Genomic DNA, 12,276 nt, shown 5'->3' with positions numbered 1-12,276 from the left:
TTTTGGAGTACGCAACATGCACAAAACCGTGCTTACGGTGCTGGTCGACAATCAGGCCGGGTTCGGATGTCTGGCGGAGCATGGCTTTGCCTTGTGGATAGAGCATGGCGATGAACGCTTCCTGCTTGATACCGGCCAGGGTTCGGCCCTGGCCGAAAACGTACGCGCCCTCGGAGTGGACCTCGGCCGCACCGACGCACTTGTTTTGAGTCATGGGCATTATGATCATACCGGTGCGGTGCCCATGGTTCTGGGGGCCGCGCCGGAGTCCCGGGTTTATTGCCATTCGGGCGTGACCGAGCCTCGCTACAGCATCTCGGGCGGCGAGGCGCGGGACATTCGCATGCCCCTCTTTTCCATGCGGGCCCTGGCTGCTCTCCCCATGGAACGCATGCACTGGAATGGCGGTCCCCAGCTGATCGGCGACGGGATCGGCCTGAGCGGTTTCATTCCGAGGTGGACGGATTTCGAGGACGCGGGAGGCCCGTTCTACTTCGACCCGCATGCTTTGCGCTCCGACCCCGTAAACGATGACCAGGCCTTGTGGATCAGCACCGACAAAGGGCTCATTGTCTGCGTGGGGTGCTGCCATGCGGGTCTGATCAACACGCTCACCCATCTTAAAGAGATCACCGGCCAGAGCCGAATTTTAGCCGTTGTCGGCGGACTGCATCTGGGCGCGGCCAGCCAGGAGCGACTGCAAAAGACCGTGCAGGCCTTGCGCGACATCAAGCCCGGCCTGTTGGTTCCCTGTCATTGCACCGGCGAGGGTTCTATAGCCTTCCTGCGCGACCATCTGGACTGTCCCGTGCACACTGGTTACAGTGGCTTGCGGCTGGACACGTCCGAACTTTGATACGCATCCGTGCGCGGCTTTGTGGCCGTGACGGGGCAGAATCCCGCGGAGTATTGCATGACGTACATCATTCATCCCATTGTCATGGGCACCAAGGTCTTCGACAAGGGCATGATGACCTATCAGCATGACTACGGCACCCCGTACACCATCCCCATCTACTGCTGGTACCTGGAGGGCGGGGACAAGAAGATCCTGGTCGATACCGGGGAGATGCGGCCGGTCGTCTCCGAGGAACGCGAGAAGGCCATCGGCGGGAAGATTTACAGCTTCGAGGAAGGGCTGGCCAAATACGGCCTTGCGCCGGAGGATATCGACATCATCCTGCACACCCATCTGCACAACGACCACTGCGAGAACGACGCCAAATGCGTCAACGCGAAGATCTACGCGCACGAGAAGGAGCTTTCGCGCATCCACGATCCGCATCCGCTGGATTTCCGCTATCTGGAAGACTACATTGAGGAAGTGGAGGAGAACGGGCAGGTCGTGGCCCTGACGGGCGACACGGAAATTGCGCCCGGCATCACCATGATCCACACCCCGGCCCACACTGAGGGCGGCATGTCCGTGCGCGTGGAGACGGACAAGGGCAGCGTCCTCATTTGCGGCTTCTGCACCATCCTCGAAAACCTCTACCCACCCAAGGCAGTGACGGCCATGGAGATGGAGGTCATCCCCCCCGGCACCCACGTGAACGCCTACGAGGCCTACGAGACCCTGGTCCGGGCCAAGACCCTGGCCGACCACATCCTGCCCCTGCACGAACCGAAATGGGCCGGGATGGAGAGCGTGCCGGAATAATGCTGGTCATCAAGTGCGCCGCCTGCCGCAAGAAACTGTGGCGTTACCGCAAGCTGGGACCGGGGGAGGTCCTCAGGTGCCACCGGGAGCGGATCGAGAAGGTCTGGATTCTGGAGGAAAGGGACGGCAAGGTCTGGTGCCAGTGCGGCAAGGCCGTGGGCATCGACAAGGGGACGTTCATCAAGATGAACCGGAACGCGTTCACGTATTCGGGGACCAAGATCGATATTTAGGTTGAGAGGCGAGACATGTCAGGGGTTGTTTCAGTGCGGCCGCGAGCCGGGGCGTTTCGGGCGAGGCCCGCCGAAACTCCTTCTCCGGCCTCGTAGAGTTTGACCATCGCTGCTTCGAACACGGGCTTGCACTTCGGGCGGGGGGCGATGGTCAAACAAACGATGCCTGGATCAGTCAGACAGTCGCCGAGCCTCGCCCGAAACACCCCGGCACGCTTTGTCCGAGAGTTGGGCGAGAGTTGGGGGGTAAGGGGAACAAGCCGTCATTTCGCAATAGAATATTTACCTGCAAAGGGTGCAGGGGGCGCGCCCCCTGCCCGCCGGAGGCATCTTTTTCATTCCTTCTAATGCGCCTCGGGCGTGAACCTGATGCGTACGATGCGGCGGCGCTCCAAGCGTTCGACCTTGAATACGCCTTCCTTGATCGGCACTTCATCCCCGGCTTCGAGGACTCTTCCGGCTTCGGACAGCAGGAATCCGGCCACGGTGGTGTAGGCCTCGTCTTCGGGCAGCTTGAGCCCGAGTTTGCGGTTCAGGTCCCGCACGGCGAGCATCCCGTCGAGGATGAAGGCCGTGCCGTCGCGCACGATCTGGGAGCGCACTTCCTCGTCGTATTCGTCGTTGATCTCGCCCACGATCTCTTCCAGCACATCCTCCAGGGTGACCAGCCCTTCCAGGCCGCCGTATTCGTCCATGACAAAGATCAGGTGGGTGCGCGTGGCCTGCATCTGCTTGAGGAGGCTGCCCAGCCGCTTGCCCGAGGGCACGAAGGTCGGCGGATGCAGGAGCCCCGTCATGGAGAAGACCAGGCCCGGTTCGCGGGCCATGAACGGTTCCATGTCCTGGCGAAAGAGCACGCCGACCACGTCGTCCAGATCTTCTCCGTAGACCGGCAGTCGGGAATAGCCGTGGATGCGGAAGGCGTCGAGCACTTCGTCCAGGGTGGAGGTGACGGGCAGGGCCGCGATCTCCGAACGCGGGATCATGGCCTCGCAGGCCTCGGTGGTGTTGAAGTCGAAGGCGCGGCGGATGAGGCGGCGTTTTTCCTCTTCGATCTGGCCGCTGGAGTAGCTGGCGTCGATGAGCATGCGCAGTTCGTCCTCGGTGTAGACCGAGCCGTGGGTGGCGCTGGGGGTGAAGCCGAGCAGGCGGACCGTGCGGGTTCCGGACCAGTCCAGCAGGCGGATGGGCCAGTAGAAGAGGCGGTAGAAGATCTCCATGGGCAGGGCAATGGCCAGGGCCGTCTTCTCGGCCCGTTCCAGGGCGATGGTCTTGGGCGCGAGTTCTCCGAGCACGATGTGCAGGAAGGTGATCAGGCTAAAGGCGATGGCGAAGGAGATGGAGTGCAGCACGGCGGGTGGAACCCGGCCTTCGAGCAACGGTTCCAGTAGCCGGGCAATGGCGGGTTCGCCGATCCAGCCCAGTGCCAGGGAGGACAGGGTGATGCCCAACTGGGTGGCGGAGATGTAGGCGTTCAGGTGATCGATGAGGCGCAGCAGCAGAACGGCTTTTCTGTTTCCGCTTTCGGCCAGACTCACGATACGCGAACGCCGCACGCCCACCAGGGCGAATTCCGCGGCTACAAAAAAACCGTTGGCCAGGACCAGCGCGAGGACCAGCAGCAGAAATGCTAAAGAGCGGAGCATGAAAGAATCCTTGATGAAAACGGGCTGTTTGAACTTTGGCCAGCGTGGTCAGATCCCCGCAGCGTTCTCATTCATCTGTAACCATGATCGGCCGCCAGGGTAAAGGCGCAAATGGCGCTGACGCCGAAATTTCGCGCGGGCGGGATCAGTCGTCGATTTCGATCAGCCCGAGGCGTGCGGCATGGCGAACGAAGGCCACGGGGCTTTTGATGCCAAGCTTGGTCATGATGGCGTAGCGGTGGTTGAGAACGGTCTTGCGGGACACGAAAAGTTTGGCTGCGATCTCCTCCGGAGTCAGCCCTTCCGCCAAGAGGCGCATGACTTGCTGTTCGCGCAGGGAGAGGCTGCCGTAGGAGGCGTCCACGGTCTTGGCCTTGCGGCCGGAGATGTCGCTGAGCCTGCGCAGCACCGAGGGCGAGAGGGAACCGTCGAGGTATTGCCCGCCGGAGAGCACTGTCTCGATGGCTTGCAGGATGCCTTCCCCGCCTGATTCCTTGGACATGTAGCCGCTGGCTCCGGCTTGAAAGGCGGCGGCGATGAAGTCGAGCTTGGCGTGCATGCTGACGATGAGCACGGGCAGGTCTGGCCTGGCGAGTCGGATTTCACGGGTCAGCTCGATTCCGCTGCCGTCGGGCAGGGAGATGTCGATAACCGCCAGATCCGGGGCCAGGGTTTGGGTCAGGCGCAGTCCTTCGGCGCAGGTCCCGGCCTCGCCGACGACGCAGAGGTCGGGTCGTGTGTCGAGGCGGGCCCTCAGGCCGTCGCGATAGAGCGGGTGGTCGTCGATGATGAGGATGCGTTTAGGCGCGCTCATGGCTGCTCCTGTTGAGCGGGGTTTCGATGCGGATGTGCAGGCCGTGTCCGGGCTTGGAACGAAAGCTGATCTTGCCGCCCAGAAGCTTTACCCTTTCGCGCATGCTCCAGAGGCCCATGCGTTTGTTCCGGCCGGCCTGGGACAGGCAGCGATCCATGTCCGCCCCGCAGCCGTCGTCTTCGATGCGCACCAAAAGACTCGGATAGGACCCGAGCAGGCGGATGGTCACGCGACTGGCCTTGGCGTGCTTGCGCACATTGTTCAGTGCTTCCTGGATGAGACGGTAGATATTGATCTGGGTATCGAAGTCGAAGCTGACTCCGTCAAGACCGTCGGCAAAGACATCCACCGCGATGCCGTGACGCAGGGAAAAGTCCTCGCAGTGTGCGAGCACGGTTTCGACCAGCCCTAGCTCGGTTAGTCCCGGCGGGAGCAGGCCGTAGGCCAGGTCGCGGATGGAACGGATGGCCGTGCCGAGGCGTTCGGCAATGACCCCGGCCTGGGCACGCCACGGGCCTCCCTCGGGCAGGCCGCAGCCGATGCGTTCCAGGTCGGCCCGGGCCAGGGAGAGATCCTGGGCCAGATGGTCGTGCAGCTCGCGGGCAATGCGCTGGCGCTCGTTTTCCTGGGCCATGATCAGTTCCTGGGACAGGGCGCGCATTTGCTCCTCGGCCCGGCGCTGGGCCACGATGCGTCCGATCTGATCGGCCACGGCGTCGATGAGGCTGCGCTCCTCGCGCAGGAACGGTCCTTCATCGCTGTCCGGACGTTCCTCCAGATAGCAGACTTCGACCGTGCCGCATTCATCCGCCTCGATGATGATGGGACTGGACTGGCACCAGCGGGTGCGCACGAAGTTGTCGGAGTTGTGCAGTGTCTCGCCGAGGCGGATGGAGGCGCAGGCGATGTCGGGGTATTGCCAGGAGGAGCGGATCAGGCCGGCGATGTCTGTCAGGAGTTCGGCCAGAGGTTGTTCACGGCGTTGAGCCAGCCGGCTGATGCCGTAGAGGCAGTTGAGCTCTTTTATGCGTTCGAGCAGATCGTGCTGGGTTTTGTGGCTCTGGGCCACGAAACTCTGCCACTCCTCGTTCGAAGCGGGAAAAGTATCGGTGTTGTCGGGGCGGATGGTCATGAGCGTTTCTCCTGGGCAACGGGCGCGTTGGCCGTGTAGCACAGGATGGAGCAAGGGGCCAGGGGCGGAACCGGCAAGCAGCCGGTCCGCCCCTGGGGATTTATGCGGATCAGGCCAGGATCTTGCGGGCGATCTCGTCCTGTACGTCGGTGATGAAACGGATGCCGGTCTCCTGCGCGGTTTCGCGGTTGCCGGAGACGATGTCGCCGCGGGTGATCTCGGTGACCGAGAACTTGCGCGCGCCGGCCAGGAGCTGCTGCAGGCCCGCGCCGAGCTTGTCGGCCAGGGTCCAGGCGGCGATGGCGCCGTAAGGCACGGTCTTCATCTCGTCGGCGCCGATCTTGGTTTTGAGGGATTCGTACCCGGCAAAGATCTGTTCAGGGCTTTCGCCGATATCCTTGACGGTCTTCGGCAGGCTGTCCCAGTTGCCGGCAATTCTTTCCTTGCGGTCGGGGTTCAGGGCGCCTTCGATGTTGGAACCCAGGAAGCCGGGGATCATGAGCGTGCGGCCCATGCAGATCAGCTTGACGAAGGGGGCGCCGAGCGCCAGGGCCTTGAAGATGTGGTCTTCGCGGGCCAGGCCGCCGGCAAAGGACATGTCCACGACCTTTTTGCCCTGCGCGGCCAGAATATTTCCGTATTCCACCGCCTTGGAGTGCAGCAGGATGGACGGAACGCCCCAGGTCTCCATCATGTTCCAGGGGCTCATGCCCGTGCCGCCGCCGGAGCCGTCGATGGTCAACAGGTCAAGTTCGGCCTCGGTGGCGTATTTGATGGCCATGGCCAGGGCTTCCATGCCGTAGGAGCCGGTCTTGAGCGAGATCTTGGTGTAGCCGAGCCTGCGCAGGTAGGCCACGGTTTCCATGAAGTTCTGGTGCACGGCCTCGGAGGAAGGCAGGTCGGTGTAGCCCAGGCGGCTGTGACGGGCGAAGCCCTTGATGGCGCCGGCCTTGAAGGCCTCCTGCACTTCGGGCAGTTCCGGGTCCGGATCGACCAGGTAGCCGCGCTTTTTCAGGAACATGGCGTAATCAAGGCTGGTGACCTCGATCTCGCCGCCGATGTTCTTGGCGCCCTGGCCCCATTTGAGCTCGATGCAGACCTTGTTGCCGTATTTTTCAATGACGTATTCGGCCACGCCGTTGCGTGCGTCCTCGACATTGAGCTGCACGATCATGGTGCCGTAACCGTCGGAATAACGATTGTAGATTTCGATGCGGCGATCCAGTTCCGGGGATTTCTCGATGCGGCCGTTCGCCATGCTGGAGGCCCGGTCCACGCCGACAACGTTCTCGCCGACCACGATGGGAATGCCGATCAGCGCGCAGCCCGCGGCAAAGGAGTCCCAGTACTTGGCGGCGATAAAGGTCGAACCGAGGGCGCCGGTCATGAGCGGCATGCGGACCTTGGTCTGTTCCTTGGCACCAAAAGAGGTTTCCAGGGAGACGTTGGTGAACAGGCAGTCGTCGGGGTTGGTGGTGCGTCCGGGAGCAACGCCCTGGGCGCCATAGCTGAAACCCTGGATGCGCAGGGAATTATAGCTCACGCCAACGTGGCAGGTATTGGCGCTGCCGGCGGTGACGGAACCGAAATCCCTGGGGTAGAGCATGTGCCGGCCTTTGAGGCAGGACATCCAGGTTTCGCATTTTCCGGCGCAGTCCGAGCGGCATAACGTGCACAGGCCGGATTCGGCCGGGTTGCCGCGGTTGGTGGTGCCGAGAACATCGTTGCTTTTGGGCCATTGGATCATCGTTTTCGTCTCCCGTATGGAAATTTGAGTATTGTGTTTCTCCAAAACGCACGTCGCCACCAGAGAGCCGGTCAAGGAATCCAAGGTGGCGCAACGCATCGGCACGCGTTTTCATAAACAAGCGGTCAATGGTAGGGCATGGAGAAATTCAATAGATTATCTATGTTTCGACCCGAACTGTGTCGATAGGATCGCATCCCGTTTTCCTGGTCATTTTGGGAGGGCGTGATAGGTAAAATTCCCGTTTTTTGGGAAAAATTCCCGGAAAACGAAGTCGCGGGGCGTTTATTTCAAGGACGGGGCGGGCACGACGCGGTGATTTGGTCTGAAACCCAAAGGCGTAGGCGGGAGTGTTGGGAAAGAGAATTCCGTGCTATTTATCTCCAAAACCATGCTCGCGGCCTACCTCAGCCACGCGTGTCGTGTTCTAAGGATTTTGGCCCGTGACGCAAAAAAACCCTCGCGAGGAGGGTTTTTACATTTATGCCGGAGTCTTGACGGCCTTTTTGCGCTTTTCCCAGAGCTTCATGCCCTGCATGGTCTTGCGGCGGTCGCGGGCCAGGGACTTGGCGACCAGCGAGGTGCCTTTCTTGTAGCCGAACTTTTCGCGGTACTCTTCGGGGGTCAGGCCATGGGTGGCAAGGTGACGCTTGGTCAGCACCTTGAAGGACTTGCCGCATTCGCAGCAGATGACGCTCTTTTCGCGGATGGCGTTCTTGGGGTCTACGGCGGGTTCAGTGTCGACAATCGGGGCGACGCCTTCGGCGACACCGCGAATGCTCTGCGTCAGGGCGCGGATCATCGAGGTGATTTCGTCTTCGTTCATGTTGCGGACAGAGGCCTGGGCCTTGACGATTTCGATTGCTTGTTTCAGATAATCTTCCATATTTACTCCATAGCTATAATAGGGTCATTGATGACGATGTAGCCCGTCAGACAAAGTAGCTTACTACATAGTAGAGAATGATGGAATGTCAAATGCTTTGTTGATAATCTTTTATGTATGCTGCTGTTTGCCGGGAGGGTCGCTCGGGACGTGTCTGGATACGTTGGGGAAATATGTGTATTTTTGAGGTATTGATTATCTTCTCCGGGGGATACATTTGCCTGGGACGCTTGACGACGCTGGGGTTTTGAGGTCAGCATGCGTGCATGTTGTGATGGACGGCGAGACGAAAAGGAGGACTAATGCCATCTTTTGATATTGTGAATGAGATCGATCTGCAGGAAGTTGATAATGCGGTGAATAACGTGCGCAAGGAAGTCGAAACCCGCTACGATTTCAAAGGCGTGATCACGGAAATGGAGTTCAATCGCAAGACAAAGGTTCTCTCTCTGACTACGGGCGACGAGATGAAAATACGGGCCATACGGGAGATGCTCATCTCGCATTTTGTGCGCCGGAAAGTCGACCCCAAGGCCCTGGAATTCGGTGAACCCGAAAATACCTCCCGTGGTCAGCTCAAGCAGGAAATCAAGCTGCATGACGGCATCGACAAGGATGCCGCCCGCAAGCTGGTCAAGCTGATCAAGGACAGCAAGCTGAAAGTTCAGGCCGCCATTCAGGACGAACAGGTGCGGGTTTCGGGGAAGAAAATAGACGACCTGCAGGAGGTCATGGCGCTCTTGCGGGAGTCGCAATTCGAATTGCCACTGCAGTTCGTGAATATGAAAAAATAACCGGAGGTGCGCATGCACGCATTCATGATGGGCATTTGGTCCTGGATCATGTCCAACCCGCTGATCGGGCTGGGTATGGGTGCGGTTGTCGTGTTCCTGTTCTGGAAACAGCCCCGGCAGACCATGAAGCTCTTGATCGCGTTGCTTGTGCTCGTGGCACTGGGCTATCTTGTTGCGGGAATTGCCGACTTTGCCATGAACAGTGCCATGGTCAAGGAAAGGGCGATGGAGAAGACTCCGTAGCGGGTCGTGAATAGTTGTCGGTGAATGATGATTGGACGGAAAAAAGCAAACGCGTCTGTCTTAGGCATGTTTTTTCCATTCACTATTCACCACTCACCGTGTCATCGGCAGGAGCATGCGTACGGTGGTGCCTTGTCCCGCTTGGGACGAGAATTCCAGGCGCCCGCCGTGGTCGTGCATGATGGCCGACGAGATGGACAGGCCAAGGCCCGTTCCGCCCAACTCCCGTTTGGTGGTGAAGAACGGGTCCTGGATGTATTTGAGGTCGAGAGGGGAGATGCCGCAGCCGTTGTCCCGCACTTCCACCCCGGCCCAGGCTTTGTCTTCCCCGAATCCGGACAGGACCTGCACGGTGATTTCGCCGCCCGTGGCCGGCACGGCCTCGCAGGCGTTGACCAGCAGGTTTATGAGCACCTGGATGAGGCGCTGCAGGTCGGCTTCCACCAGCACAGGCTCCGCGGCCAGTCTGACCAGATAGCCCGGGGCCGCGGTTTTGAGTTTCTGCCGCACGAACGCCAGGGCTCCGGCCACGACGCTGTTCACGTCGGTTGATTCACGTTCTCCTTCGGGACGCTGGCGGGAATAGTCCTTGAGTCGTGAGACGATATCCTTGATTCGCTCCGACCCGTCGACCATGCCCTGCAGCAAAAGCGGCATCTGCTGTCGGAGTTCTGAATATTCGAGCCCGCCAAGAACATAATCTCCATGCTCTTCCTGATATTCGTCCAGCACATTGAGGGCGTCGGCCCAGACGTCGCGCAGCAGAGGCAGGTTCAGCGTCAGGAAACTGTTGGGGTTGTTGATTTCGTGGGCCACGCCCGCCACCAGCACGCCCAGGGATGCCATCTTGTCGGCCTGGATCATCTTCTGCCCGCGCAGCTGGGCCTTGCGTTCGGCCTCCTTGCGGGTCGTGATGTCCGTCAGCTTGCCTTCAATGAACACCGTGCGGTCCTGATCGTCTTTTTCGATTCTGGCGTTGAATTCCACCCAGATCTCGTTGCCGTCCTTGCGCCGCATGCGGGTCTCGAAATCCTTGATCACGCCGTCGCGGCGCAGAATGGAAAAGACCAGTTCCCTGTCGTCGGGGTCACAGTACAGCTGGCGGCTGATGTCGGTGATCGTGGACATGAGGTCCTGGGGTGAGTCGTAGCCAAGGATGCGGGCCATCTCGCGGTTGGCCTCGATGAATCGTCCCCCGGCCGTGGAGCGGTAGATGCCTTCCAGGGCCTTTTCAAAAATGGCGCGGTACTTCTTGCCTTCCTCTTCGCGCTCGCTCCATTCGGTGATGTCGTGGGCAAAGACCACGGCCCCGAGAATCTCGCCCCCTCGTTGCAATGGTACGTAGGTGTTCTGGTAGAATCCGATTTCCCCTTTGGGCTTTCGGTACTTGCGTCGCAGAATGTAGGATTCTCCGGCCAGAACGCGGTCGAAATTGCGGCGGGAGGTGGCGCGTTCCTCGGGCTCGTTCAGAACGTCGAAAACGTGCATGCCGGGGTGAATGTCCAGATTCCAGTTGTGTTTGACGAATTCCCGGTGGGCCTGGTTGAAGGCGATGTAGTTGTAGTTCAGGTCGAGGGAAAAGAGCATGACGTTGAGCGGCGTATCGATGAGGGCGTGCAAATCCTGCAACTCGCGGGAGAGTTGGCGGTTTGCGCGTTCCAGGTCGCGCAGCCTCTGCAGCAGGTCTGCCCGTCCGGCGGTCACGCCTGGCCGTCCTCTTTTTCGCGGAGCTTGTTGAGACGCTTGTTGAGCGCCTGCCGGGATACGCCCAGCATGCTCGCGGCCAGAGCCTGATTGTTTCCGGTGCGGCGCATGGCTTCGCGCACGAGTTCGGCGCAGACATGCTTCAAGGTCGGCAGTTCCGGGCCGAATTGCAGCCTGGTGCCTTCACCGGGCTGGACCTTGCGGGCTGCGGCGGGGTGCTTGTTTACGTGCGCCTTGATGCGGTCCATGTTCAGTTCTTCGTCGCCGGAGCAGCTCAGGGCATCCAGGATCAGAAACTGCAGTTCGCGGATGTTGCCCGGAAAGTCATAGCCGAGGAGCAGGGTCAGGAGTTCCGCCGGCACTGCGGGGCGCTTGCGCTGCTGGCAGCCCTGACGCAGGAAGTGGTCGATCAAAAGAGGCAGGTCCTCCAGGCGCTCGCGCAAGGGGGGCAGGTGCACGTGATGGCCGCGCAGGCGGTAGTACAGGTCGGAGCGGAAGCGTTCCGTTTCGCCCATGCTCTCCGGATCGACATTGGTGGCCGCGATGATGCGGGCGTCGGTCTTGCGGGTCACGTCGGAGCCGATGGGCAGGTATTCGCGTTCCTGCACCAGGCGCAGCAGCTTGACCTGCGAGGCCTGCGGGAGATCGCCGATCTCGTCCAGAAAGAGGGTGCCGGCCTTGGCGTTTTCGACCAGGCCGGGGCGGGCCCTGTCGGCGCCGGTGAAGGCCCCTTTCTTGTGCCCGAACAGGGTGTCGGCAAAGATGTTGTCATCAAGGCCGGCCACGTTGACCGGCACGAATTCGCCCTGCCGTCCGCTTAAATCGTGGATGACCTTGGCCACCAGCTCCTTGCCGACCCCGGATTCGCCGGTGATGAGCACGGGCTGGGTGCTGCGCGCGATGGCTTCGATATACTGGAAAATGGAGCGCATGACCTTGGAGCAGGTCACGATGGGCGTAAAGGCCTCCGGGTGTTCCAGGGTGTCCTGCAGGAAGCGGGTGCGCAGGCTGCTGTTTTCGCGCTTGAGTTCGCGGATTTCGATGGCGTGTCGGATGCCGGAAACCAGGCTGCTCTTGTCGTTGGTCTTGACGAAGAAATCAAAAGCGCCGCGCTTGATGCACTGCACTGCGGTCTCCACCTGGCTCATGCCGGTGATGACCAGGATAGGGATGTCCGGGTTGGTCGCGGACACGGCGTCGATGAGTTCCTGCCCGGACAGGCCGGGCATGGCCAGATCCACGGCCATGACCTCGATTTCGGTCGTGGCCAGGATTTCAGGCACCTTTGCGCTGTCGTTGCAGCAGAGGATGTTGTCGATTCCGTGGGATTTGAGCGCCAGGGAAAAGGACCGCAGCCACGTGTCCTCGTCATCGACGAGCAGGACAGGATACGTTGGAAATTTTGTCATGACTGCTT

At 60.6% G+C, this 12,276-nt stretch carries 12 protein-coding genes; 5 read left to right on the top strand and 7 right to left on the bottom strand.

Annotated features, from left to right (window positions below; genetic code table 11):
• Positions 1-16 precede the first annotated feature (16 nt).
• The 3 genes from DBAC_RS11515 to DBAC_RS11505 are packed head-to-tail and all read left to right on the top strand — an operon-like array spanning position 17 to position 1,893.
• Positions 17-856, top strand: coding sequence for an MBL fold metallo-hydrolase (locus DBAC_RS11515; RefSeq protein WP_015774469.1), 840 nt, complete (start codon positions 17-19; stop codon positions 854-856).
• A 57-nt stretch (positions 857-913) separates the two neighbouring features.
• Positions 914-1,660: an N-acyl homoserine lactonase family protein gene (locus tag DBAC_RS11510; protein ID WP_015774468.1), complete on the top strand. Its 747-nt coding sequence runs from the start codon at positions 914-916 to the stop codon at positions 1,658-1,660.
• Positions 1,660-1,893 carry a hypothetical protein gene (locus tag DBAC_RS11505; RefSeq protein WP_015774467.1) on the top strand — a complete coding sequence of 78 codons (234 nt, stop codon included), beginning with the start codon at positions 1,660-1,662 and terminating at the stop codon, positions 1,891-1,893. The genes DBAC_RS11510 and DBAC_RS11505 overlap by 1 nt, the downstream gene beginning before the upstream one ends.
• A 344-nt stretch (positions 1,894-2,237) precedes the next feature.
• On the opposite strand, the gene DBAC_RS11500 is transcribed toward DBAC_RS11505, so the two are convergent.
• The 5 genes from DBAC_RS11500 to DBAC_RS11480 form a co-directional block, all read right to left on the bottom strand.
• A complete protein-coding gene (locus DBAC_RS11500; RefSeq protein WP_015774466.1) occupies positions 2,238-3,539 on the bottom strand; it encodes a hemolysin family protein in 1,302 nt (433 codons plus the stop codon).
• A gap of 145 nt (positions 3,540-3,684) precedes the next feature.
• Entirely contained in the window at positions 3,685-4,353 is a 669-nt protein-coding gene (locus DBAC_RS11495; protein WP_015774465.1) for a response regulator transcription factor, read from the bottom strand.
• Positions 4,340-5,485: a sensor histidine kinase gene (locus tag DBAC_RS11490; RefSeq protein ID WP_015774464.1), complete on the bottom strand. Its 1,146-nt coding sequence runs from the start codon at positions 5,483-5,485 to the stop codon at positions 4,340-4,342. The genes DBAC_RS11495 and DBAC_RS11490 overlap by 14 nt, the downstream gene beginning before the upstream one ends.
• A gap of 109 nt (positions 5,486-5,594) precedes the next feature.
• Positions 5,595-7,232, bottom strand: coding sequence for a glutamate synthase-related protein (locus DBAC_RS11485; protein ID WP_015774463.1), 1,638 nt, complete (start codon positions 7,230-7,232; stop codon positions 5,595-5,597).
• A 481-nt stretch (positions 7,233-7,713) separates the two neighbouring features.
• Positions 7,714-8,118, bottom strand: a complete 405-nt coding sequence (locus DBAC_RS11480) for a Ros/MucR family transcriptional regulator (RefSeq protein WP_015774462.1) — start codon at positions 8,116-8,118, stop codon at positions 7,714-7,716.
• 302 nt (positions 8,119-8,420) lie between these two features.
• Between DBAC_RS11480 and DBAC_RS11475 the strand changes: the two genes are divergently transcribed.
• On the top strand, positions 8,421-8,912 hold the full coding sequence (locus tag DBAC_RS11475; protein ID WP_015774461.1) for a YajQ family cyclic di-GMP-binding protein: 492 nt from the start codon (positions 8,421-8,423) through the stop codon (positions 8,910-8,912).
• Between the two features lie 12 nt (positions 8,913-8,924).
• Positions 8,925-9,155, top strand: coding sequence for a hypothetical protein (locus tag DBAC_RS11470; protein ID WP_043810866.1), 231 nt, complete (start codon positions 8,925-8,927; stop codon positions 9,153-9,155).
• Between the two features lie 93 nt (positions 9,156-9,248).
• Here DBAC_RS11470 and DBAC_RS11465 read toward each other — a convergent pair whose 3' ends face one another.
• Together DBAC_RS11465 and DBAC_RS11460 are read right to left on the bottom strand one after the other, a co-directional pair.
• A complete protein-coding gene (locus DBAC_RS11465) occupies positions 9,249-10,859 on the bottom strand; it encodes a PAS domain-containing sensor histidine kinase (RefSeq protein ID WP_015774460.1) in 1,611 nt (536 codons plus the stop codon).
• Complete coding sequence (locus DBAC_RS11460; protein ID WP_015774459.1) at positions 10,856-12,268, bottom strand: sigma-54-dependent transcriptional regulator; 1,413 nt, start codon at positions 12,266-12,268, stop codon at positions 10,856-10,858. Before DBAC_RS11460 ends, DBAC_RS11465 begins: the two co-directional genes overlap by 4 nt.
• Positions 12,269-12,276: the final 8 nt, after the last annotated feature.

The sequence above is a fragment of the Desulfomicrobium baculatum DSM 4028 genome (assembly GCF_000023225.1).
GTDB classification, from domain to species: Bacteria; Desulfobacterota; Desulfovibrionia; order Desulfovibrionales; family Desulfomicrobiaceae; genus Desulfomicrobium; species Desulfomicrobium baculatum.
Note: the sequence above shows the minus strand (reverse complement) of the source record. Positions and strands in the feature narration are given on the sequence as shown.